The 22,042-nt window shown below is 67.8% G+C and carries 19 protein-coding genes and 1 pseudogene; 11 read left to right on the plus strand and 9 right to left on the minus strand.

The features are described 5' to 3' along the window. Together K5L94_RS20480 and K5L94_RS20485 are read left to right on the plus strand one after the other, a co-directional pair. Positions 1 to 354 carry an SH3 domain-containing protein gene (locus K5L94_RS20480; RefSeq protein WP_053451012.1) on the plus strand — a complete coding sequence of 118 codons (354 nt, stop codon included), beginning with the start codon at positions 1 to 3 and terminating at the stop codon, positions 352 to 354. Further along, entirely contained in the window at positions 351 to 1,739 is a 1,389-nt protein-coding gene (locus K5L94_RS20485; protein ID WP_274511260.1) for a dihydrolipoamide acetyltransferase family protein, read from the plus strand. The genes K5L94_RS20480 and K5L94_RS20485 overlap by 4 nt, the downstream gene beginning before the upstream one ends. Positions 1,740 to 1,862: 123 nt before the next feature. Here K5L94_RS20485 and K5L94_RS20490 read toward each other — a convergent pair whose 3' ends face one another. The 3 genes from K5L94_RS20490 to K5L94_RS20500 all read right to left on the minus strand — a co-directional run bounded on the left by K5L94_RS20490 (position 1,863) and on the right by K5L94_RS20500 (position 3,941). Continuing rightward, positions 1,863 to 2,249 (minus strand): VOC family protein, encoded by a 387-nt coding sequence (locus K5L94_RS20490; protein ID WP_053451014.1) that lies wholly within the window; start codon positions 2,247 to 2,249, stop codon positions 1,863 to 1,865. Between the two features lie 349 nt (positions 2,250 to 2,598). Next, positions 2,599 to 3,306, minus strand: coding sequence for a helix-turn-helix transcriptional regulator (locus tag K5L94_RS20495; RefSeq protein WP_274511261.1), 708 nt, complete (start codon positions 3,304 to 3,306; stop codon positions 2,599 to 2,601). Further along, on the minus strand, positions 3,306 to 3,941 hold the full coding sequence (locus K5L94_RS20500; protein ID WP_274511262.1) for a Rossmann-fold NAD(P)-binding domain-containing protein: 636 nt from the start codon (positions 3,939 to 3,941) through the stop codon (positions 3,306 to 3,308). The genes K5L94_RS20495 and K5L94_RS20500 overlap by 1 nt, the downstream gene beginning before the upstream one ends. A gap of 105 nt (positions 3,942 to 4,046) precedes the next feature. Between K5L94_RS20500 and K5L94_RS20505 the strand changes: the two genes are divergently transcribed. Next, positions 4,047 to 5,585 carry a GGDEF domain-containing protein gene (locus K5L94_RS20505; RefSeq protein ID WP_274511263.1) on the plus strand — a complete coding sequence of 513 codons (1,539 nt, stop codon included), beginning with the start codon at positions 4,047 to 4,049 and terminating at the stop codon, positions 5,583 to 5,585. A 105-nt stretch (positions 5,586 to 5,690) separates the two neighbouring features. Here the strand turns inward: K5L94_RS20505 and K5L94_RS20510 are convergent, their stop codons facing one another. After that, positions 5,691 to 6,617: a DUF808 domain-containing protein gene (locus K5L94_RS20510; RefSeq protein WP_053451018.1), complete on the minus strand. Its 927-nt coding sequence runs from the start codon at positions 6,615 to 6,617 to the stop codon at positions 5,691 to 5,693. Between the two features lie 207 nt (positions 6,618 to 6,824). On the opposite strand from K5L94_RS20510, the pseudogene K5L94_RS20515 reads away from it, so the two are divergent. Together K5L94_RS20515 and K5L94_RS20520 are read left to right on the plus strand one after the other, a co-directional pair. Then, positions 6,825 to 8,471, plus strand: a pseudogene (locus K5L94_RS20515) (ABC1 kinase family protein); the annotation flags it as partial. 244 nt (positions 8,472 to 8,715) lie between these two features. After that, complete coding sequence (locus tag K5L94_RS20520; RefSeq protein WP_274511264.1) at positions 8,716 to 10,821, plus strand: phosphoglycerol transferase I; 2,106 nt, start codon at positions 8,716 to 8,718, stop codon at positions 10,819 to 10,821. A 518-nt stretch (positions 10,822 to 11,339) separates the two neighbouring features. Here K5L94_RS20520 and K5L94_RS20525 read toward each other — a convergent pair. Then, entirely contained in the window at positions 11,340 to 13,769 is a 2,430-nt protein-coding gene (locus K5L94_RS20525) for a DUF3772 domain-containing protein (protein ID WP_274511265.1), read from the minus strand. 87 nt (positions 13,770 to 13,856) lie between these two features. After that, positions 13,857 to 14,105: a hypothetical protein gene (locus K5L94_RS20530; RefSeq protein ID WP_006474562.1), complete on the minus strand. Its 249-nt coding sequence runs from the start codon at positions 14,103 to 14,105 to the stop codon at positions 13,857 to 13,859. Between the two features lie 182 nt (positions 14,106 to 14,287). Between K5L94_RS20530 and K5L94_RS20535 the strand changes: the two genes are divergently transcribed. From K5L94_RS20535 to K5L94_RS20545, 3 genes are all read left to right on the plus strand, one after another. Further along, positions 14,288 to 14,782, plus strand: a complete 495-nt coding sequence (locus K5L94_RS20535; RefSeq protein WP_053511756.1) for a lipocalin family protein — start codon at positions 14,288 to 14,290, stop codon at positions 14,780 to 14,782. A gap of 12 nt (positions 14,783 to 14,794) precedes the next feature. Then, positions 14,795 to 16,006 carry an NAD(P)/FAD-dependent oxidoreductase gene (locus K5L94_RS20540; RefSeq protein ID WP_274511266.1) on the plus strand — a complete coding sequence of 404 codons (1,212 nt, stop codon included), beginning with the start codon at positions 14,795 to 14,797 and terminating at the stop codon, positions 16,004 to 16,006. 202 nt (positions 16,007 to 16,208) lie between these two features. After that, positions 16,209 to 16,688: a hypothetical protein gene (locus K5L94_RS20545; RefSeq protein ID WP_053451023.1), complete on the plus strand. Its 480-nt coding sequence runs from the start codon at positions 16,209 to 16,211 to the stop codon at positions 16,686 to 16,688. 127 nt (positions 16,689 to 16,815) lie between these two features. On the opposite strand, the gene K5L94_RS20550 is transcribed toward K5L94_RS20545, so the two are convergent. Continuing rightward, a complete protein-coding gene (locus K5L94_RS20550) occupies positions 16,816 to 17,250 on the minus strand; it encodes a PepSY domain-containing protein (RefSeq protein WP_274511267.1) in 435 nt (144 codons plus the stop codon). 143 nt (positions 17,251 to 17,393) lie between these two features. On the opposite strand from K5L94_RS20550, the gene K5L94_RS20555 reads away from it, so the two are divergent. Genes K5L94_RS20555 through K5L94_RS20565 form a run of 3 tightly spaced genes read left to right on the plus strand, consistent with a single transcriptional unit; the run spans position 17,394 to position 19,668 of the window. Continuing rightward, positions 17,394 to 17,684 (plus strand): PepSY domain-containing protein, encoded by a 291-nt coding sequence (locus tag K5L94_RS20555; protein WP_274511268.1) that lies wholly within the window; start codon positions 17,394 to 17,396, stop codon positions 17,682 to 17,684. Continuing rightward, complete coding sequence (locus K5L94_RS20560; protein ID WP_053451024.1) at positions 17,684 to 18,343, plus strand: response regulator transcription factor; 660 nt, start codon at positions 17,684 to 17,686, stop codon at positions 18,341 to 18,343. The genes K5L94_RS20555 and K5L94_RS20560 overlap by 1 nt, the downstream gene beginning before the upstream one ends. Next, on the plus strand, positions 18,340 to 19,668 hold the full coding sequence (locus K5L94_RS20565) for an ATP-binding protein (protein WP_053451025.1): 1,329 nt from the start codon (positions 18,340 to 18,342) through the stop codon (positions 19,666 to 19,668). The genes K5L94_RS20560 and K5L94_RS20565 overlap by 4 nt, the downstream gene beginning before the upstream one ends. A 59-nt stretch (positions 19,669 to 19,727) precedes the next feature. Here K5L94_RS20565 and K5L94_RS20570 read toward each other — a convergent pair whose 3' ends face one another. Then, positions 19,728 to 20,048 (minus strand): DUF6122 family protein, encoded by a 321-nt coding sequence (locus tag K5L94_RS20570; protein WP_006474656.1) that lies wholly within the window; start codon positions 20,046 to 20,048, stop codon positions 19,728 to 19,730. 43 nt (positions 20,049 to 20,091) lie between these two features. Next, positions 20,092 to 21,981 (minus strand): arginine decarboxylase, encoded by a 1,890-nt coding sequence (gene speA / locus K5L94_RS20575; protein ID WP_133935788.1) that lies wholly within the window; start codon positions 21,979 to 21,981, stop codon positions 20,092 to 20,094. Positions 21,982 to 22,042: the final 61 nt, after the last annotated feature.

Consider the following 22,042-nt stretch of genomic DNA (forward strand, 5'->3'; position numbering starts at 1 on the left):
ATGCGGGCCCGCCTTCTGGGGGCTTACCGCAGCCAGTATCCCAACCCGCTCCGGTTCCACACCGGCCAGATCGTCGAAGTAGGTGTTCGTGACGAGGAATGGCCGGCGTTTGCCTGGGTACGCACCAACGATGGGCGCGCTGGATGGGCGCCCGTCGCGTGGCTGCAGCTGCTGGACGAGGGTCGCGCCGAAGCGCTGTGCGACTACGACGCCCGCGAGCTGGATGTGGAAAGCGGCGAGATGGTGAAGCTTCATCACGAACACGGTGGGTGGTGGTGGTCCGAGCGCGCCAATGGCGCGACGGGCTGGCTGCCGGCCCGCGAACTGGAACTGCTGGAAGAGAACTGCACATGAGCCAGACCAAGAACTTCAACCTGCCCGACCTGGGCGAAGGCCTGCCGGACGCGACCATCGTCGAGTGGTTCGTCAAGGAAGGCGATGTGATCAAGCTGGACGAGCCGCTGGTCTCGATGGAGACCGCCAAGGCCGTCGTCGAAGTGCCCTCGCCGTTCTCCGGCAAGGTGCTGAAGCTGTCCGGCGCCGCCGGCGACATCATCCCGACCGGTTCGGTGCTGGCCAGCTTCGAGCTGGACCCGAACCTGCCGCAGCGTGCCGATGGCCAGGACACCGGCCACAGCCATGGCCATGCCGCACCGGCTGCCGCACCGACCCCACCGCCGCTGCCGGCCGCTGCCGCACCGGTGGCCACCGAAACCGCCAAGCCCGCCGCCGCCGAGCGTGATGACGCCGGTACCGTGGTCGGTGCGATGCAGAGCTCCAACGCCGTGCACGCCGAGCAGGCGCTGGCCGTCGGTGGCGTCAAGGCCGTTCCGGCCGTGCGTGCCACCGCGCGCAAGCTGGGCGTGGATCTGTCCCGCGTGCGTGCCACCGGCGCCGATGGCGCAGTGACCATGGCCGACGTCAAGCAGGCCGCCGCAGATGGCAGCGCCAAGCTCGGCGCCGCGCCGGCACCGGTTGCCGCGGCTGCCTATGCCGCGCCGGCCCCGGCGCAGGTGTCGGCCCCGGTGCAGAGCGAAGCGCGCACCCCGCTGTCTGCCGCCGGCAAGCCGATGCGCACCCAGCCGCCGGGCGTGGTGGCCAAGGGCCAGCCGGAACCGCTGAAGGGCGTGCGCCGCAACATGGCCCGCGTGATGGCCGATGCGCACAGCAAGGTCGTGCCGACCACGCTGAACGACGACGCGGACATCCACGCCTGGCTGCCGGGCAACGACGTCACCGCGCGCCTGGTGCGCTCGATCGTGGTGGCCGCGCAGAAGGTGCCGGCGATGAACGCCTGGTTCGACGGTGAAGCGCTGACCCGCACCCTGCACGCGCAGGTGGACATCGGCATTGCCGTGGACACCGACGACGGCCTGTTCGTGCCGGCGCTGCGCAATGCCGACATGCTCGATGCACGTGGCATCCGCGAAGGCGTCAACCGCCTGCGCGAGCAGGTGGAATCGCGTTCGATCGCCGCCTCGGAACTGAGCGGCTACACCATCTCGCTGTCCAACTTCGGCATGTTCGCCGGCCGCTACGCGACCCCGGTCGTGGTGCCGCCGTGCGTGGCCATCGTCGGTGCCGGCCGTGCCCGCCACCAGATGACTCCGGTGATGGGCGGCGTGGAAGCGCACAAGGTGATCCCGCTGTCGGTCACCTTCGACCACCGCGCGGCCACCGGTGGTGAAGCGGCCCGCTTCCTGCGCGCGATGATGGACGACCTGGCGCTGGCCAGCTGATCGGCCACCTGACCGGTGCGTGCCAACCTTGGTTGGCACACGATCTGGAAAAACGCCGGGCACTGCCCGGCGTTTTTTTGTGCCCGTATCCACGCATGGCGTGGATCTACACAATGCGGGCGATCAATCGCGCGCGACCATGCCCTCGGCGCGGCTGTAGACACGCAGGCGGTGGCCATCAGGATCGGCGCCGACGAAGGTGTGGCCGAATTCCAGTGTCACCGGCGCCTGCAGGATCTGCACGCCGAGCGCGCGCCACGCATCGTGCATCTGCTGCACGGTCTCCGGGTTGGCCACCACCATCGCCAGTTCGGCGGCACCGGCCTGTGCAGACACGGGGGGCTGCACGTCATCGCGCTGCCACAGGCCGAGTGCGGCGCCATCGCCGAGCAGGAACAGGGCGAAGCCGGGCGACTGTTCGACCGGTGGTTTGCCGAGAATGCCGCTGTAGAAAGTTGCGCTGGTGGCGACGTCGCGCACGTACTGCAGCAGGGTGCTGGGCGTGAACATGGGTAACCTCCGTTGTTGGGAGCGTTCATGGTGGTACCGGCCTGCTGACAGATTCTGTCAGTAGCGTCGAGCTTGCTCGACGGCCGTTCGCGAAGATCAAAGGCGGTCGAGCAAGCTCGACCTCTACCGGGAGCAAAGAGCGAAGGCCGCCCTCCCCCCAGAGAGCAGGAAACGAAGCGCGAAAGACTGCTGTTGCCGTTGCTCTGGTAGATGTCGAGCTTGCTCGACGGCTGTTCGCGAAGATCAAGGGCGGTCGAGCAAGCTCGACCTCTACCAAGAGCGAAGAGCGAAGGCCGCCCTCCCCCCGAAGCAGGAAGCGAAGCACAGAAGCAGTCGAGCAAGCTCGACGCTACGAGCGGTCCAGCCAGTCCGGTGCGATGCCCTGCGCCTTCTGCCAGCGCCGCAGCAGGGTCGCGTGCGGCACGGGGTAGCGGTCCTCCAGCGCGCGCACCTGGCGGATGCGGTCCAGGCGGAAATGGCGGAAGTCTTCGCGGCTCTCGCACCAGGCCGCCAGCATCGGCACTTCATCGAAGTAAGCCAGTGCGAACGGCCAGACGATGCGTTCGCTGCGCTGGCCGTGCGCATCCTCATAACCAAACCTGAGGCGCTGCTGCGCACTGACCGCCTCGCGCACGGCCTGCAGCCGCGCGGCGGGCACCTTGGCCGTCGTTCGCGAAGGGCCAACGCGCAGGCCACTGTCACGCAATGCCTCGCGCCGCGCTGCAGGCAACACATGCGCGATACGCGCCAGGGCATCGCGTGCGGCTTCGGCCAGCGCAGGCTCGGTGCGCGCCGCAACCCAGCGCAAGCCCAACACCAGCGCGTCGACCTCGGCCGGTGGCAGGGTCATTGGCGGCAGGGTGTCACTCGGCACCAGCTGGTAGCCGATGCCGGCTTCCCCGCGCAGGTCGGCACCCTGCTCGCGCAGGGTCTCGATATCGCGGTACAGCGTGCGCAGGCTGATGCCCAGCGCGTCGGCCAACGTCTGCCCGGCCACCGGCCGCCGATGGCGGCGCAGCAGCTGCAGCAGCTGGGTCAGGCGCAGCGCACGCGACATCAGCCGACCAGTGCGCTGGATGCCACCACGTGCTCGCCCGGCGGCGGCGCCAGCGCGGCATCCACCAGCGCCCTGGCAATCCGTTCGGCCGGATTGATCCGCCACGCCCGCGGCAACACCGGCCCCAACACGCCCAGCACCCGCAGGGCGAAGTGTTCCCCACGGCGCACCTGCTGCCGCTGCCCGCCAATCAGGCCGGGCCGCACCAGGGTGAGCGACGCAAACTCGAGCGCGCGCAGGTCGCGCTCCAGCTCACCCTTCACCCGGTTGTAGAAAATCGCGGAGCCTGCATTGGCCCCCGCTGCCGAATTCAGTACGAAAGCACGCGCGCCCTGGCCGCGGGCCAGCTGCGCAAACGCCAGCGGGTAGTCATGGTCGATGCGATGGAAGGCCTCACGGCTCCCCGCCTGGGCCATCGTGCTGCCCAGCGCGCAGATCACCGCATCCACCTGCGCCCAGTCGGGCGCCTCCGGCAGGGCGTCGAACTCCAGCACCGGGGCGTACAGCTTCGGGTGGGCCAGGGTCAGCGCCCGCCGGGTCGGGGCCACCACGGCACGGCAGCGCGGGTCGTCCAGCAGCATCGGCAGGGCCAGCCCACCGACCAGGCCGGTTGCCCCCAGCAGCATCACGCGCATCACTACCTCCACTGCGGCATCCTGTCGCCCATCCTAGCCGTTCAAGCCGTCGGCGGCCGCGCCGATATGCTGGAACCAGTCCCTGCCAGCCCCAGGATTTGCTCCATGACGGACCAGCCCGACCACCGCCCCGCCCCCGGTACTGCCCTTGGGCCGCCGGCACGCGTGCGCGCGGTGGTGGATGACGGGCTGGGCGACCGCGTGGTGCTGCAGGGCGGCGGCGGCGTGGCCCTGCAGCAGCTGTTTGCCGGCGCCGATGCGCCGGAACCGCTGCTGGCCGCGTTCGCCAACGGCATGGCCACCCTGCCCGGCGAGCTGGGCGACATGGGCGACCGCCTGCAATCGGCGCAGGCCAGTGCTGATTGGCCGCGCTACGGGCGTGCGATGCGGCAGTTGATCGACAAGTACATCCGCACCATCGAGCAGCATTCACCGGACGGGCAACCCGAAAGCCTGCGCTTGTCCGAGCAGCTGCGGCTGCTGCTGGGCGGCGCAGTGGTCGCGCTGCTGCAGCATGACCCGGACCTGCGCGAGCAGGCGCAGGCGCTGGCCACGCGCCTGCGGCAGTGGCAGCCCGGCACGGCCCTGGAACCGATCGAACAAGGCGTGCGCGAACTCGGCCACCAGGTCGGCGTGCGCGCGGAGAGCTGGCAGGAGCAGCAGGCGCTGTTGCTGGAGCTGTTCGCGCTGCTGCTGGAGAACGTGAGCGAACTGCTGGACGACCGCAGCTGGCTGCAGGGCCAGATCGCTGCGGTGCGCCAGCTGCTGGACGGGCCGCTGGAAGCCGAAGCGGTGGAGCGCACCCGCGCCGAGCTGCGCGAAGTGATCTACAAGCAGGGCCTGCTGCGCCAGGGCATCGATGATTCAAAGGCAGCGATGCGCGGGCTGATGGGCGAGTTCATCGAGCGCATGGATGGCATGGCCGCCAGCACCGGCGAGTACCACGATCGCATCGGCAGCTACGCGTTGCAGCTGCGCGAAGCGCGCAGCATCGCCGACCTCAACCAGCTGCTGCAGGACGTGATGCGCGACACCGGCAAGGTGCAGCAGCAAGCGGCACAGGCGCGCGACCATCTGGCCAATGCGCGTCAGGAAGTGGAGCTTGCCGAGCAACGCATCGCCCAGCTGGAGCAGGAACTGCGCGCGGCCGGCGATCTGGCCCGCATCGACCCACTGACCCAGGCACTGAACCGCCGTGGGCTGGAAGAGCTGCTGCAACGCGAGCTGGCGCGTGCCGCGCGCAACAACTCGCCGCTGGGTGTGGCGATGATCGATCTGGACGACTTCCACCAGACCAACGACGCGCACGGCCATGCCGGTGGCGATGCGCTGCTGCAGCACCTGGTGTCCGTATGCAAGCTGCTGCTGCGCGCCACCGATGGCATCGCGCGGCTGGGCGGAGACGAGTTCGTGCTGGTGCTGCCCGAAACCCAGGGCGCTGACAGCATGGCCACGGTACAGCGGCTGCAACGTTCGCTGGCGCACCGTGTGCTGACCGTGCAGGAGAAGCGTGTGCCGGTGCATTTCAGTGCGGGGTTGGCCCAATGGCAGCCCGGCGACGACGCCGAGGCGCTGCTGCGGCGCGCCGATGATGCCCTGTACGCGGCCAAGCGACAGGGCAAGAACCGGGTGCAGGCGGGATAGCGCCCGGCGCCCGTGAACCGCTTCGGTAGGTGCCAACCTTGGTTGGCACGTGCGGGAAACAAAGCACCGACCAAGGTCGGCCCCTACCGGGGAATCCGTCGCCGCTTATTTCCCGCGCAGCTTCTGGAAGCCGCTCACCGCAGCCAGCACGATGGCACCGGCGATGATGCCGACCACCATGTTGCCGACCGCACTGATCAACCAGCCCCACTGGCCCTCGCCGCCAAGTGCCTGCACCGCGTGATGCAGTGCCGGCACGTTGTGCACCAGGATGCCGCCGCCGACCAGGAACATGGCGATGGTGCCGGCCACCGACAGGAACTTCATCAGCCACGGTGCAGAGGCGACCAGGCCGCGACCGAACGCCGCAATTGCGCCGCCCTTGCGCGACAGGTACAGGCCCACGTCATCGAGCTTGACGATGCCCGCCACCAGTCCGTAGACGAATATCGTCATTGCCAGTGCGACCACCGCCAGCGTCAGCAGCTGGTTGGTGAAGGTCGCGGTGGCCACCACGCCCAGGGTCAACACGATGATCTCGGCCGAGAGGATGAAGTCGGTGCGGATCGCGCCCTTCACCTTGTCCTTCTCCCACGCCACCATGTCCACCTGTGCGTCGGCCAGCGCCTTGCGCCGCTCGGCCTGGCGCTCGGCGTCGTCATCGGATGAGTGCAGGAAGCGGTGTGCCAGTTTCTCCACGCCTTCAAAGCACAGGAAGGCGCCACCGATCATCATCAACGGCACGATCAACGGCACATTCCAGCCACGGCTGTGCAGCCACGCCTCCAGTGCACTGATCGCCAGCGCAGCCGGTACCAGGATCACCTTGTTGACCAGCGAGCCCTTGGCCACCGCCCACACCACCGGCAGCTCGCGGTTGGCGTTGACCCCGGTCACCTGCTGCGCGTTCAGCGCCAGGTCGTCGCCCAGTACGCCGGCGGTTTTCTTCGCCGCGACCTTGGTCAGCACCGAGACATCGTCAAGCAGGGAGGCGATATCGTCGAGCAGGGCGAACAGGCTGGCACCGGCCATGGGGCATCCAAGTGAGGGAATGAACGGATTCTGACCGATACCGGGGCCGCTGCGGAAGCGGTCGGATTCACCGCGTGCCTACCGCCCCCCGGCGACACTGCGGAATCCGGACATTGCCGGCCAGCGGCCGGCACTACCAACTTTGTCGCATGGGAGTGTCGCTTGAGCAATCCGCCCACCGCCAATGGCAATCCCCCGCTGGTCAAGGGCATGAACCGGCGCAGCCAGATCCTGCGCCTGCTGATGCGCTACCGCCATTCGGGGGTGTTCTCGGGCATGAACCTGGACGCCGCCAGCCACCAGGCCGACGTCCCCGCCGACGGCAACCCGGAACAGTTCGTCAGCGACCTGGAAGCCCTGGGGCCGACCTTCGTCAAACTGGGCCAGATGCTGTCCACCCGCCCGGACATGGTGCCTGTGGAATTCGTCACCGCGCTGGAGCGCATGCAGGAAAAGGTGGCCGAGATCCCGGTCGAGCGCATCCATGCCATCGTCGAGCAGGAACTGGGTGCGCCGGTGAACAAGCTGTTCGCTTCGTTCGATCCCGAGCCGCTGGGCTGCGCGTCGATCGCGCAGGTGCACCGCGCGGTGCTGCACGATGGCCGGCAGGTGGCGGTGAAGGTACAGAAGCCCGAGGTGGCCGCGCAGCTGCGTTCGGACCTGGAGGCGCTGCGCAGCTTCGCGCTGGCCGCCGACCACCTGACCCAGGTGGGCCGCCGCGTGCGCCTGCGCGACTGGCTCAACGAGTTCGCCAAGACCCTGATGCAGGAGTTGGACTACCACGCCGAGGCCGAGAACCTGGCGCGCTTCGGCCGGCACCTGAAGCCGTTCCGCCGGCTGTGGATTCCGCAGCCGCTGTGGGATTACAGCAGCCAGCGCGTGCTGACCATGGAACTGGCTACCGGCGTGCGCGTGGACGCGATTCCCGATGTGCGCCGCACCGAGCAATCGATGGACCCGCTGGCCGCGGCGCTGATCCGTGGCTACCTGGACCAGATCTTCGTGCACGGCGAGATCCATGCCGATCCGCACCCGGGCAACCTGCGGGTGATGCCCGACGGGCGGCTGGCGATCTTCGACCTGGGCATGGTCGCGCACATGCCGCCGCGCCTGCGCGAGCGGCTGCTGAAGATCCTGTTCGCCGCCGTGGATGGCCGCGGCGAAGAAGTGGCCGACGACCTGATCAGCATCAGCACCCGGCTGGAGGCGTTCGACGAGGAGCGCTACCTGCGCGAGACCGGCCAGTTGATTGCGCGCTACGCCGCCAGCGGCAGCTTCTCCGAGGGCCGCGTGGTGCTGGACATGGTGCGCATCGCCACCGCCTGCGGCCTGCGCACGCCGCCGGAGCTGAGCCTGCTGGGCAAGGCGCTGCTCAACCTGGAAACCGTGTGCCGGCTGCTGGCACCCGAGCTGGAAACCCGCCGCATCGTCGAGCGCCAGCTGCAGCACGTCATGCGCGCGCGCCTGAAGAAATCGCTGTCGGCCGCCAACATCGCCAGCGAAGCAATGGAGCTGCAGCAGCTGCTGCGCGATGGGCCGCGCAAGCTGTCGGACATCATGGCGCTGCTTGCCGAGAACCGCCTGCAGATGAAGGTGACCGGGCTGGAAGAATCACGGTTGATGGAGAACCTGCAGAAGATCGCCAACCGCGTGGCGGCCGGCATCATCAGCGCGGCGCTGATCATGGCCGCCGCGATGATGATGAAGATCGACACCGGCTGGCACCTGTTCGGCTACCCGCTCATCGCGCTGATCCTGCTGTTGATCGGCGTGGTGCTCGGACTGGGCATCGTGACCAGCGCACTGCTGTTCGATCGTCGCGCGCGGGCACGCGAGGAACGCGGCCACCGTTAGCGCATCCACTGAAACCGCCGTATTCATGCGGTTTTTAATGCAATCCAACGAAGCCTTTCACGCTCGTTTTACCTTCCGGGCGTGATTGCGCGCGCGTCATTTCAACAAACATTTCAGTCAGGTTCGTGCATGCACTATCGGGTCATCGGCCTGTCATGTGAATGTGCTTGCGGCAGCGCCGGTCGGATGGACACGCGTCGGTACGACGTCCATCACCACCACCCCGTCACTGCCGAAGCTGCCTATGCTCTGGATACTGCTGCTGTCGTTGTTGCTGCTGTGCTGGTTGTTCCTCGCGTCCGACAAGTGGGTGTGGTGGAAGGCCGGTGCGTTCTCGCTGCTGCTGCTTGCACTCAGTGCGTGGTGGTTGATCGACAAGCTGTCCGGTGATGGGCTCAATGCCGCCACCCTGTACCACCTGGGCGCCGACATGGAAGGTGCCGGCGTTGCCGACTTCAAGGGCTATATCGCCGGTTTCATCGTGCTGGCGCTGGTCTCGCTGCTGCCGCTGATTGCCACGCGGGTGAAGCGCTGGCGCCGGCCCGGCCACGGTGCTGCCTGGTTTGCAGGCTTCGCGGCAGTGTGGGTGGCCACGATCATGATCAGCCCGCTGGCGCGCGACGGCCAGCGCCTGTACCAGCAGCTGCGCCCGGTCGATTTCGCCCGCATCGCACCCGAGTACCAGGTGCCGACGCAGCCATTGCAGCGCCCGCGCAACATCGTCTGGATCTACGGCGAAAGCCTGGAGCGCACCTACCTGGACGAGAACGTGTTTCCGGGCCTGATGCCCAACCTCAACCGCCTGGCCTCCGAGTCGCTGGACGTGCGTGGGCTGGCCTCGGCCGAGGGCAGCGGCTGGACCATCGCCGGCCTGGTGTCGTCGATGTGCGGCGTGCCGCTGACCACCTCGCAGGGCGACGAGAACAGCATGGACCGCATGGGCAGCTTCCTGCCCAAGGCCGTGTGCCTAGGCGACTACCTGAAGCAGCAGGGCTACACCAATCATTACCTGGGCGGCGCCAACGGCCAGTTCGCCGGCAAGGGCCAGTTCCTGGCCAGCCACGGCTTCGATGAAGTGCACGACCTGGCGTGGTTCAAGCAGCAGAAGAAGATCGGCCGCATCCACTACTCGGCCTGGGGCGTGCATGACGACGTATTGCTGGATACCGCCTACCAGCGCTTCGAACAGCTCTCGCGTGCGGGCTCACCGTTCATGCTGACCACGCTTACGATGGACACCCATCATCCCGCCGGCCACCTGCCGGTGTCGTGCAAGGGCGAGCGTTACCAGAGCCAGTACGGCAACATCAACATGCTCAACGCGCTCAAGTGCAGCGACCGGCTGATCTCGCAGCTGGTGCAGCGCATCCAGGCCAGCCCGTACGGCAAGGACACGCTGATCGTGATCGCCTCCGACCACCTGGCGATGCCCAACGATCTGACCCACATCCTGACCCAGCAGAAGCGCGAGAACCTGCTGCTGTTCCTCGGCAACGGCGTGGCACCGCGCCAGCTGGCGGTGGAGGACGGTTCGACGCTCGATTCCGGCGCCACCCTGCTCAGCCTGCTCGACCCGGAGCTGCAGACCATGGGCTTCGGCCGTTCGCTGCTGGATGAAAAGCGCGCACCGAGTGCCAGCGTGGCCGCACGCCGCGAGGGGGGCCGGGACTATCCGCAGTACCTCGCCTTCGCGCGTTCACTGTGGCTGGGCGAACCGACCCGCGAACTGAAGATCGATGGCGATGACCAGGTAGTGGTCGGCCTGCAGCACGTGCAGCCACCGGTGCTGCTGGAGTACGACAAGGACTGGGGCCTGAAGTCGGTGTATCTGGAAAACACCTCGCGCCAGTTCGATGACGCGAACCCGGACAATACCCTGGCCTACGTCGACCGCTGCACCGCGTTCGAGGACGGCTCGGCCGACGGCGACTGGTGCGCCCTGCTGGTCAACCGCGACAACGGCATCAAGCTCTACCGTGACAATGACCTGCGCGGCGGCATCGCGGTGGATGCACCACTGGACGCCTTCCAGGGCCCGCGCCCGAGCGTGCGCCAGGCGCACATGATCACCCAGAAGGGCCGCCGCACCCGTGCCGGCCAGTACATGCTGCAGCTGGTGGCGAGCACGCGCCCGGATCGCGGTTTCTGGATCGAGGCGGTGTCCTCGCAGCGCAAGGTGGTATTGGCGCAGCAGTGGGTACAGCCTGATGCCAACGGCAAGATCAACGTGTCCTTCGGGCTGGACCACGAAGTGGATGATCTGGAGATCCGTGCGTGGTTGAACCATGCCGAGAAGCTGGCGGTGGACACGTTCGCACTGGTGCCCTCGCGCAGCCGCCCGCGGGGGTAGGGTTTCTTTGCAGGGCTGCGCCCTGCACCTGCCGAATCACGAGCAACAGCAACAGCGAGCGTTCCCTGGGATGGCGGGGCGGTGTCGGAGTGCGGGGACGCCGCAAGTACATCCTTGTAGGCTTGGCAGCCGCATCCATGCGGCTGACACCCCGCACTCCGACACCGCCCCACCTCTGACGGATTCCTGCGGCTGTCGGTGGGTGTCGACCTTGGTCGACACGTCTCTCAGATATCGATAATCAAATTCGGATCAGATCTACCGTGTCGACCAAGGTCGACACCCACCAGAGCAGAACGCCGTTCCGACAGATCGCGGCCAACTGTCGAAGGCGGGGTGGGTCCGGTTGCGGGGGTGTCCGCGGCATGGATGCCGCGGCCAAGCCCCCATGGACGGGTTTACGGCGTCCCCCGCAACCGGACCCACCCCGCCATCCCACGGAATGCACGCTGTTGCTGTTGCTGTTGCGTTTGCTCTAGCCCGTAGCGGGTGCAGGGCGCAGCCCTGCAAAGAAACCCCTACTCCTGCGGATCGCGGGTGATGTGGATGTCGGTCGGGGTCGACAGCGGAATGTTCCGCTCCGCCAGGATCTGCAACAGGCTGAAGTACAGATCGCTGCGGGTGGCATAAACCTGCCGCGGACTGGCCACGTAGGCGAAACTGTTCATCGTGATCTGGCCACCGGCAATGCTGTCGATGTAGACCGTCGGCGCCGGCTGCTTCAGCACGTTGGTATGCGCGGTGTACGCATCCAGCAGCGCCTGGCGCAGATTGCCGACATCGGTGCTGGGCGGCACCGCGAACTGGATCTGGATGCGGCCCTGGTTGTTGCCCATCGTCATGTTGCGCACGGTCTTGGTGACCAGCTCGGAGTTGGGCACGATCAACGTCGACTTGTCGCCCACCTGGATCTCGGTCGAGCGCAGGCTGATGCGGCGGATGTCGCCTTCCTGGTCGCCCAGCTTCACCCAGTCGCCGATCTTCACCGGGCGCTCGGCCAGCAGGATCAGGCCGGACACGAAGTTCTGTGTGATCACCTGCAGGCCGAAGCCGATACCTACCGACAGCGCGCTGACCAGCAACGCCAGCTTGCTCAGCTGCAGGCCCATGGCCGACAGCGCCCAGATCACCGCGATGATGATGCCCACGTAACGGGCGACGGTACTGACCGAGTTGCGTGCGCCCAGGTCCAACTCGGTCTTGGGCAGGTAGGTGTCGGTCAGCCAGCGCTGCACCAGCTGGGTGATTGCCAGGCCGGCCAGCAGCACCAGCACCGCCAGCACGATCCTCACTGGTTCCAGCTTGGTTCCACCGACGTCGAATCCTGAGGTGAACAGCGAGGAGAAGCGCTCCACCACCGCGCCGATGTTTCCGAACGGCGCCACCAGCGCCAGCAATGCCAGCAGCACGACAATCGTGCGCAGCGCCGCCGACAGCAGCACGCCGGCCTGCTCAAGCCGCGACACGCTCAGGCCGGTGCTGAGCAGGATGGTCTGGCCGACCTTGCTGTCGGCATTGAGCATCCAGGTGCTCAGGTCATCAACGAACTTGAACAACAGGGTTGCCGCCAGCACCACGATGCTGCCGCCGATCAGCTGCTGGTTCACGAACTTGGCGAAATTCAGATAGCCCAGCAACGTGGCGATGATGGCCGCCACCACCGCGATGTTGCCTGCCACGCGCGCCAGCACCAGCCAGCTGCTGCGGCGCACCGGCGTGCTCGCGCCCACACCTTCGGCCTGCGCTTCCAGTTTGGCTTCGGCCTCGGCGGTCTGCCGCCGATGCAGGCGCGCCAGGGTCACCAGCATGGCCATGATCAGGCCCAGGTAGGTCAGCGCGATCACACCGTCCAGCGCCACCGTGGTGACATCGCTGGTGCGCGTGGCCTGGTCGATGGCCACCAGCACCGTGCTCAGCCAGGCCAGCGCCGCCGCGCCCCAGGCGTACTTGCGCAACTTCAGCGCGGCGGTGTCATCCAGGTTCAGCAACCGCCACGAGGGCCGCGACGGCACCAGCAGGCAGGCACTGAGCGCGGCGATGAACGCGGCGGCGAAGGTGGCCTGCTGCACGCCGTCGGCCACGTTCTGCAGGCGCGGCGCAATCGCACCGATGGCGTTGAGCGAGGCGATGAACACCACCACCGCATAGCCGGGCAGCAGCGTGCCCACCAGCAACAACCACATGGCCAGCCCGGAACGGCGCAGACGGCCATCGGGCGCACGGTCGGACGCAGCGAACTGCCGCCCCAGGCGGCGTAGCCACAACCGCAGCGGGAACATCATCACCAGCGCGGCCACCAGGCCCAGCAACGGCGTGCCCCAACCATTGGCGCGGATACCGGCGACGAACGCATCGCGTCCCTGCTCTGCCAACGGCGCAACCCGTGCGATATCGATCGGCAGGCGCTCGGCCACCTTGCTCCACAGCGCAGGCGACAGCGGCGAGGCGACCTTCTTCCCCAGCTCCTCGGTGCGTTGTGCGGCGCGTTGCTGGTCGATGTCGGTCGCCAGCTGCTGGGCGCGCACGGCACTGGCCTTGGCCTGGGCCACCGATGCGGCCAAGCCGTCGCGCTGCTTGTTGAGGGTGCGCCGTTGCGCCGCCAGTTCGGGCGGCTCGATGGCGCCCTCGGCCGGCGTGCCCAGCTGCGCCAGCTGCTCGTCGAGGCGGTCCAGCTGCGGCTGCAGCGACTTCTCCAGCGCCTCGGCATCGCGCCGTGCCTGCGAGGCATTCTCGGACAGCATCGCCAGCGTCTCGATGGCTTCCGCATCGCCACGCTTGCGGTCGATCTCCTTCAGGCTGGAGTCGATATCCGCCAGCTGCTGCTTCGGCGTGGGGTCCTCGTCCTGCGCCAGCACCGGCGCGGACAGCAGGAAGACGCTGCACAGCAGCAGGGCCAGCCAAGGGCCCCGTGCACGGATCGATCGCAGGAAAGAAGACACGCCAGCCACACCGGTTCGCGCGGACCACCGCGCCTGCGCGCGACTATACGGCACCGCCGATAAAGGGCGGGTGGGCAGCCCCGGCAGCGTCGAGCGTCAGTACTTCAGGCGCAGCTCTTCCACCGTGGGCTGCTGCAGCGCGTACCAGTCCTGGAACTCTTCCTCGGTGATCTCGTCGGGCGCATACACCGCCACCGGGTGCCAGTCGTGGTCGGTCGGCAACGGCTGGCGCGGGCCGGCGCGCAGGCTGTAGCTGACGCCTTCGTAGTCGACCAGATCATCGACCTGCGGCCACTGTTCGCGCGCGAACGCGGATTCACTCTTCAACAGGATCACCTGGTACATCGGCACCTCCACCTCGGTTGGATCAGGAAAACACGGCGCTGGCGGCAGGATACCGCCACGCCGATGACAACGTGCACTCCGCCGGGGCGACGGAACGTTCTGGACACGGCCATCGCCCCGGCTTCACCCGCCCATGGCAAGGCCATCGGCATCGTGGAGGCCCTCCCCTGCCACCACCGCCGATGACCGACCACCCACCGCTGAAGACCGTCGCCGACCTCAAGCTGCCCCGCTACCTGGGCACCTGGTACGAGATCGCGCGCCTGCCGATGCGCCACGAGCCGGAGGGGTGCACCGACGTGTCGGCGCACTACACCCTGCTCGACAACGGCAACGTCGGCGTCACCAACCGCTGCCGCATGGACGGCGAGATCGAAGAGGCCAGTGGCGAGGCCTGTGCCGTCGACAACGACAGCGCGCGCCTGGAAGTGAGCTTCCTGCCCAAGGGCCTGCGCTGGCTGCCGTTTGCCAAGGGCGACTACTGGGTGATCCAGATCGCCCCGGACTACAGCGTGTCGCTGGTCGGCAGCCCGGACCGCAGGTACCTGTGGCTGCTGGCGCGCGAGCCGCGGCTGGACGCGACCGTGCAGGACCATTATCTGGCGGCGGCTCGCCTGCAGGGCTTCGATCTGTCCGAACTGATCCAGACCCCGCACACCGGCCACCCCACTGCCTGAGCTTCGTCGCGCATGGACCTGAAGAGTGGCTACCCGTGGTGGGCAGTACGCAACGGCCTGATCCACGCCTTCCCGCCGTTGCAGCAGGACCTGCGCTGCGACGTGCTGGTGGTCGGCGGCGGCATTACCGGCGCGCTGATCGCCGACGAGCTGTCCCACCATGGCCACGATGTGGCGGTGATCGAACAGCGCGACATCGGCTGGGGCAGCACCGCCGCCAGCACCGCGCTGCTGCAGTACGAGATCGACACACATCTGCTGGAGCTGGCCCAGCGCTACGGGCAGGACGCCGCCGCACGGGCCTACCTCGCCTGTGCCGAGGCAATCCCGGCGCTGGGCGAGGTGGCCCGCGGCCTGAAGGACGTGGACTTCCAGCGCATGGACAGCCTGTACCTGGCCAGCCGCCATCGCGACGTGCCACGCCTGATGGCCGAGGGTGCCGCGCGGCGGGGCATCGGCCTGGATGCGCGCTGGCTGGGCCCGGAGGCGCTGCGGGAACGCTTCGACGTGGACGCCGGTGGTGCGCTGCTGACCCGCCAGGCGGCACGGGTCGACCCTTACCGGCTGACCTATGCGCTGCTGCAGCGCATGCGCCGACGTGGCGGCCACGTGCATGACCGTACCGTGCTGCACACGCTCACGCCGGGCCCGCGAGGCGTGCGTGCGCTGACCGAGGCCGGCGCCACCGTCCACGCCCGCCACGTGGTGCTGGCCATGGGCTATGCCAACCAGCGCTGGCTTGAACAGCGGGTCGCACGCAACCGCAGCAGCTACGCCTTCATCACCGATCCGATCGATGCCGACGTGCTGGGCCGGCTGCGCAACACGATGGTGTGGGAGAGCGCCCGCCCCTATCTGTACCTGCGCGCCACTGGCGACCGCCGCCTGCTGGTGGGCGGGCTGGACGATGCCATCGACATCCCCGCCCGCCGCGACCGGCGCGTAGAGCGCAAGGCCGACAAACTGATGAAACAGCTGCTGCACTGGTTCCCACGGCTGGATCCGGTGCCGGCCTTCTCCTGGGCCGGCACCTTCGCTGAAACGGCCGATGGCCTGCCGTTCTTCGGCCCGCATGCGCAGTGGGGGCCCCGGGTTCATTTCGCCATGGCCTACGGCGGCAATGGCATCACCTACTCGATGATCGGCGCGCAGCTGCTGCGGGCCCGGATCGAGCGGCGGAAGCACGCGCTGGAAGGGCTGTTCAGCTTTGAACGGTTGCCGTAGCGCCCGCCTTTTGTAGAGTCGAGCCATGCTCGACTGCTGTCGGCATGAGCAGTCGAGCATGGCTCGACTCTACAGAGGCCGCAATCGAGCAGGCCCGGATCTACCGCAAGCGGCCGCCGACAGGCATCATTCAAGCAACCCCTGCTAGCGTCGGCCTGTACCGCCGCGTGTTGCGTGGCCACCTGTCCGCTGGAGCGCCGTCATGATCCGCCCCCTGACCCTGCTGCTGTGCCTGGCCCTGCCGGGAACCGTGCTGGCCCAGTCCGCTGCCGGCGCCACCGCGCCGCAGGCGGCCGGCCTGGACCTGTCGCTGCCGCAGGCGCCGATGCGCTACCTCAACGACCCCGCCCTGCAGCAGGACCCGCCCGGCACCTACTACGGCGACAAGAGCGGCCCACGCGTGCACGACGATGCCAGGATCGCCGACGTGACCGACGACAAGGTCAAGGTGTCCGGCAGCTTCACCACCGGCATCGGCTATTCCAAGAACGGTGGCAACAGCCACTACAACGCCGCCACGCTGAACCTCAGCAAGAACTACACCACCGATGAGGGCAAGACCCACGGGGTCAACGTCAACATCCACGTGAGCGAAGGCAAGGGCCCGGGCTTCTTCGGCCCGTACGGCGGCTACTACGGCCGCGGCCCGGGCTGGGATTACCCGCCGCCGTACGGCTGGTAACGCCGACCCTCTAGAGCCGAGCCCATGCTCGGCTGGTAGTCGCACGGTAGCGCCGGCCGCTGGCCGGCGACTCGCGGGGTTGGAAACGATCATGGGTTGCCGGCCAGCGGCCGGCACTACCAGCAGGTCAATCCAGCCAACCATCGCGCTCGCTGTGCAGGATGCGGCCGTCATATCCGCTCAGGCGCACCTCCACCTTCTGGTTGCGGGCATTGCGCGCTTCCAGCGACCAGGTCGCACCATCGCGTTCCAGCGAATGGATCTCGCGCAGGCCATGCGCCTGCGCCCGTGCCAGCACCTGCTCGGTGGTCAACATCGCGCGGCTGCTGTGTTCATCAAAGATCTCGCCGGTCTTCGGATCCACATAGACCTCGCTGAAGCGGCCATCGGCACGGCTCACGTCGGCTTCCCACAGGCCGTCATCGCGCTCGATCTCGTGAATCTGGGTATAGCCGGCCTTGCGCAGGGTCTGTTCGACCTGGGCCATGCCCAGCGGTGCGGCCTGCGCGGCCGGTGCGATGGCCAGCGCAGCAACGGTGGCGAGAGTGAACGACTTCAACATGGGGGTTCTCCTGTTCGTGGCCGGATCATCCCGGCACCGCCACGATGCATGCCCCGGTTAACAGCGCCTTAGCCGCGGCTGTTAGGCAACGGTTAGTCGCCATCGGCATACTCGCGCCGGTTCCCCTTCCTGGCGCAGTCACGATGCTCCCCACCCTCGCCCTGCTGCTGGCCCTGGCCAGCGCCCCGAACGCTGCCGCTCCGACGCAGGACCCGGCGCAGCAGGTTGCGCGCCGTGCCGTGCAGCAGGGCCGCTATGTGCCGCTGGAAGGCGTGGTGCGTGATGCGCTCCGGCGCTATCCGGGCCAGCTGCTGGAAGTGGAGCTGGACGACGGCGTCTACGAGGTGGAGATCCTGCGCACCGACGGCGTGGTGGTGGAGCTGGATTATGATGCGCGCAATGGAAAGCTGTTGAAGACGGAGCTGGACGACTGATGCGTATCCTGCTGGCCGAAGACGATGCGGCGCTGGTTCAACGGCTGGTGCCGTTGCTGGAACAGGCCGGCTACGTCGTGCACACGGTGGCCGACGGGCGCCAGGCCGAGGAGATCGGGCAGGTCGAGGACCTGCAGGCCGCGATCGTCGATCTGGGCCTGCCCGGCCTGGACGGGCTGAGCGTGATCGAGCGCTGGCGTGGCAATGGCCGCAGCTTCCCGGTGCTGGTGCTGACCGCACGCGGTCGCTGGCACGACAAACTGGCCGGCTTCGATGCCGGCGCCGACGACTACCTCACCAAGCCCTTCCAGGCCGACGAACTGGTGCTGCGCCTGCGGGCGCTGATCCGCCGCAGCCATGGCCATGCCAGCCCGCGCCTGCAGTGCGGCCCGTTGCAGCTGGACGTCAATGCTGGGCGCTTCGAGCTGGATGGGCAGGCGCTGGCGCTGAGTCCGCAGGAGTTCCGCGTGTTGAGCTACTTCATCCACCACAGCGGCAGCGTGATCAGCCGCGACCGCCTTGGCGAGCAGGTTTTCGAAGGCGGCTACGATCCCGATTCCAACGCGCTGGACGTCCTGCTCGGGCGGGTGCGCCGCAAGCTGGGCACCGACCTCATCCATACCGTGCGTGGCCAGGGTTGGCGGCTGGCCGAGGCATGAGCGCGCGCCAGCCTTCGCTGCGCCGCCGGCTGCTGCTGGTCGCCGGCATCGGTCTGGTGCTGGTCTCGGTACTGGCCAGCGTCCTGCTGGGCGAGCTGTTCAAGCGCAGCGCGCGTGACCGCCTCGACCACGAGCTGCAGCAGGACATGCTGACCCTGCTGGCGCAGGCCGAAGTGGACCCGGAAGGGCAGCTGCGCCTGCGCCAGGAACCGAACGACGCCCGCTTCCAGCGGGTGTTCTCCGGTGCGTACTGGCAGATCGCGGACCAGCAGGGCAAGGTGCTGCTGCAGTCGCGCTCGCTGTGGGACCAGACCCTGGCCGCCACCGCCGACGGCCCGACCCAGCGCAACCTGCCCGGGCCGATGCAGCAATCACTGCGCGCCCGCGTGCAGCAGGTGCGCCTGCCCCGTGCGGCACAGGCCTATGTCGCCGTGGTGGCCAACGACCGCAGCGCACTGGATGCCGATGTTGCCGCGTTCCGCCAACGCACCGCGATTGCGCTGGCGGTGCTGGTGGCCGCGTGGCTGGCGGTGCTGGCCAGCCAGGTCCATTTCGGGCTGCGCCCGCTGCGCGGATTGCGCCAGCAGCTTGAGCGCATCCGGCGTGGCGAAGCCGAACGTATCGACCGCCGCCAGCTCGATCTGGAAATCGCACCGCTGGCCGATGAACTGGACGCCCTGCTCGACCACCACCAGCGCATGGTGGCGCGTGCGCGCAGCAGTGCGGAAGATCTCGCCCATGCACTGAAGACGCCCCTGAGCGTGCTGGCCGCCGAGACACAGGGCGACGGCCGCGACTGGCGGCGTACGCTGCACGAACAGGGTGCGCGCATGCGCGCCAGCATCGACCGCTATCTGGCCGCCGGCCTGGCGGTGGACCACCGGCAGCGCAGCGAGGTGGCCCCCGCCGCCGAAGCGCTGTGCCGGCTGATGACCCGCGTGCACGCCGGCCGTGGCATCCACTTCCGGGTGGACGTGGCCCCCGGGCTGGCCTTCGCCGGTGCCGTGACCGATCTGGAAGAAATGCTGGGCAACCTGCTGGACAACGCCGGCAAGTGGGCCCGCCACGATGTGCGGCTGCGCGCCCTGGCCCAGCAGGACCGGCTGCACATTGAAGTGCGCGACGACGGCCCCGGCCTGGACGAGGCGAAGCTGGAGAGCGTGTTGCAGCGTGGCGTACGCCTGGACGAACGGGTGGAAGGCAGCGGCCTGGGGCTGGCCATCGCAGCCGACATCGCCGCCAGCCACGGCGGCTCACTGCGCCTGTCGAACGAAAACCCCGGATTGCGCGCGCGGCTGGAACTGCCGCTGGCGCCGGCTGACTAGGTCGAGGCGGGACGGACCCAGGCGCAGCCGAGCGTGGGCTCGGCTCAGCACGTCACTCATCAGCGGTGGTGCATCCACCAGCAATCGATCGCGTCCAGCACGATGTGGATCATCAACCCGATGCCGAACAACCGCGTCTTCTTCGGCACGCACAGACCGGCATAGACCGCGATGGCCGGCGCGGTGTGCAACGGGTGGAAGCCGATGCTGCAGCGGTTCGGCGCATAGATCGGATCGGCCAGCAGGTGGTCCAGATCGATGATCCAGCCCAGCAGCATCAGCAGCCACGCCGAAGCGAAACGCTTGCGCCAGAACAGCCATGCCAGCAGGGCTGGCACGGCGGCATGCAGGAACAGATGGAAGATCGCGCGTGCGCTCATCAGGGCCGGCAGCGCCGGGCCATGCCCGGCGTTTCCTTCGACGTCAGACCAGCGGTTCGTCGGACAGGTAGGTGTAACCGGTCAGGCCGGCTTCCAGCGCGTCCGACAGTTCCTGCGCACGTTCCGGCGACAGCTGGGCCTCGGCCACGCGCTGTGCGTAGGTGGCACGCAGTTCGTCCAGGCGGTAGCCCACGTAGTCCAGCATCACGTCGGTGGTATCGCCACGGCGCTGCTGGGTGATGGCATAGCCATCGGCATCGGCCAGCACTTCCACCGCGTCGGTATCGCCGAACAGGTTGTGGATGTCGCCCAGGATTTCCTGGTAGGCGCCGACCATGAAGAAACCGATGCGATAGCTCTCGCCCGGCTTCATCTTGTGCAGCGGCAGCGAGCTGTCCAGGCTCTCGTTCTCGACGTAGGTTTCCACCATGCCGTCCGAGTCGCAGGTCATGTCGGCGATGATGCCGCGACGGTCCGGGGTTTCGTCCAGGCGCTCGATCGGCACGATCGGGAACACCTGGTCGATCGCCCACACGTCCGGGATCGATTCGAACACGCTGAAGTTGACGAAGTACTTGTCGACCAGCCGCTCGTTCAACTCATCCAGCACCGGGCGGTGGCTCTTCTCGTCATAGCTCAGGCGCGCACGCACGCCGTGGGCGATGGCGTAGAACAGATCGTCGATGCGCGCACGCTGCGGCAGGTCGATCTGGCCCAGCGCGTAGCTGGCCAGGCCTTCGGCGTGGAAGTGCTGTGCTTCCTGGAACAGTTCCACCGCCGGGCGCACGTCCAGCTCGTCGTGGATCTCGCGCAGGTGGCGGATCGCCGCCGGCTCGTCGTCGTGCTGGTCCGGCACGCGGCCTTCCTGCGCCTCTTCCACTTCCGAGACGTTGGCGATCAGCACCGCGTGGTGCGCGGTCATCGCGCGGCCGCACTCGGTGACGATGCGCGGCGGGGTCAGGCCGAACTCTTCGCAGGCATTGGCCAGCGGCTGCACGATGTTGCTGGCGTAGGAATGCAGGCCGTAGTTGATCGAGCAGAAGCTGCGCGAACGGGTGCCTTCGTAATCCACGCCCAGGCCACCGCCCACGTCGACGTGGGTGATCTTCGCGCCCAGGCGCGACAGCTCCACGAAGTAGCGGGTGGCTTCGCGCATGCCGTTGGCGATGTCGCGCACGTTGGAGATCTGCGAGCCCATGTGGAAGTGCAGCAGGTTCAGGCAGTCGGCGTACTCGGTGTCACGCAGCGACTTCCACAGGTCCAGCAGCTGGCGCGGCGACAGGCCGAACTTGGCCTTGTCGCCACCGCTGTTCTGCCACTTGCCGGCGCCCAGCGAGGCCAGGCGCATGCGCACGCCCAGGCCCGGCTTCACGTCCAGCGCCTTGGACTCTTCCAGCACCAGCTTCAGCTCGGACGGCTTCTCGATGACGATGAAAGTCTGCAGGCCCAGCTTGCGGCCGATCAGGGCCAGGCGGATGTACTCGCGGTCCTTGTAACCGTTGCAGACGATCAGGCCACCCGGGCGCGACAGCGCCAGCACGGCCATCAGCTCGGGCTTGCTGCCCGCTTCCAGGCCGAAACCCTCGCCATGGTGGCTGGCCAGGGTGCCGGCCACGCCACGGGTCTGGTTGACCTTGATCGGGTACACGGCGGTGTAGCCGCCACTGTATTCCCAGTCCTGCTGGGCCTGGCCGAAGGCCGCCTGCAGCTTGCCCAGGCGCTGGCCGAGGATGTCCGGGAAGCGCACCAGCAGCGGCAGCTTGGCACCGGCCGCACGCGCCGCATCGACCACCTTGGGCAGCGACACCACCGGGCCGTCCGCCCCGGTCGGTCTCACCACCATGTGCCCGGCCTGATCCACGTCGAAGTAACCGTCCGCCCAATGCGGGATCGAGTAGGTCTTGCGGGCTTGGTCGAGGGACCAATCGGTCATTTCAGTCGGCCTTGTTGGCAATAAAAGGGGGGGCATGATAACGCCTATATGCCCACAGGTT

The sequence above is a fragment of the Stenotrophomonas forensis genome (genome assembly GCF_028752115.1).
Lineage (GTDB): Bacteria > Pseudomonadota > Gammaproteobacteria > Xanthomonadales > Xanthomonadaceae > Stenotrophomonas > Stenotrophomonas forensis.

What these genes read in the sequence shown, in the direction of transcription:
- K5L94_RS20480 (WP_053451012.1), top strand. Translation starts at nt 1, where the DNA reads ATGCGGGCCCGCCTTCTGGGGGCTTACCGCAGCCAGTATCCCAACCCG.
- K5L94_RS20485 (WP_274511260.1), top strand. Translation starts at nt 351, where the DNA reads ATGAGCCAGACCAAGAACTTCAACCTGCCCGACCTGGGCGAAGGCCTG.
- K5L94_RS20490 (WP_053451014.1), bottom strand. Translation starts at nt 2,249, where the DNA reads ATGTTCACGCCCAGCACCCTGCTGCAGTACGTGCGCGACGTCGCCACC.
- K5L94_RS20495 (WP_274511261.1), bottom strand. Translation starts at nt 3,306, where the DNA reads ATGTCGCGTGCGCTGCGCCTGACCCAGCTGCTGCAGCTGCTGCGCCGC.
- K5L94_RS20500 (WP_274511262.1), bottom strand. Translation starts at nt 3,941, where the DNA reads ATGCGCGTGATGCTGCTGGGGGCAACCGGCCTGGTCGGTGGGCTGGCC.
- K5L94_RS20505 (WP_274511263.1), top strand. Translation starts at nt 4,047, where the DNA reads ATGACGGACCAGCCCGACCACCGCCCCGCCCCCGGTACTGCCCTTGGG.
- K5L94_RS20510 (WP_053451018.1), bottom strand. Translation starts at nt 6,617, where the DNA reads ATGGCCGGTGCCAGCCTGTTCGCCCTGCTCGACGATATCGCCTCCCTG.
- K5L94_RS20520 (WP_274511264.1), top strand. Translation starts at nt 8,716, where the DNA reads ATGCTCTGGATACTGCTGCTGTCGTTGTTGCTGCTGTGCTGGTTGTTC.
- K5L94_RS20530 (WP_006474562.1), bottom strand. Translation starts at nt 14,105, where the DNA reads ATGTACCAGGTGATCCTGTTGAAGAGTGAATCCGCGTTCGCGCGCGAA.
- K5L94_RS20535 (WP_053511756.1), top strand. Translation starts at nt 14,288, where the DNA reads ATGACCGACCACCCACCGCTGAAGACCGTCGCCGACCTCAAGCTGCCC.
- K5L94_RS20540 (WP_274511266.1), top strand. Translation starts at nt 14,795, where the DNA reads ATGGACCTGAAGAGTGGCTACCCGTGGTGGGCAGTACGCAACGGCCTG.
- K5L94_RS20545 (WP_053451023.1), top strand. Translation starts at nt 16,209, where the DNA reads ATGATCCGCCCCCTGACCCTGCTGCTGTGCCTGGCCCTGCCGGGAACC.
- K5L94_RS20550 (WP_274511267.1), bottom strand. Translation starts at nt 17,250, where the DNA reads ATGTTGAAGTCGTTCACTCTCGCCACCGTTGCTGCGCTGGCCATCGCA.
- K5L94_RS20555 (WP_274511268.1), top strand. Translation starts at nt 17,394, where the DNA reads ATGCTCCCCACCCTCGCCCTGCTGCTGGCCCTGGCCAGCGCCCCGAAC.
- K5L94_RS20560 (WP_053451024.1), top strand. Translation starts at nt 17,684, where the DNA reads ATGCGTATCCTGCTGGCCGAAGACGATGCGGCGCTGGTTCAACGGCTG.
- K5L94_RS20565 (WP_053451025.1), top strand. Translation starts at nt 18,340, where the DNA reads ATGAGCGCGCGCCAGCCTTCGCTGCGCCGCCGGCTGCTGCTGGTCGCC.
- K5L94_RS20570 (WP_006474656.1), bottom strand. Translation starts at nt 20,048, where the DNA reads ATGAGCGCACGCGCGATCTTCCATCTGTTCCTGCATGCCGCCGTGCCA.
- speA (WP_133935788.1), bottom strand. Translation starts at nt 21,981, where the DNA reads ATGACCGATTGGTCCCTCGACCAAGCCCGCAAGACCTACTCGATCCCG.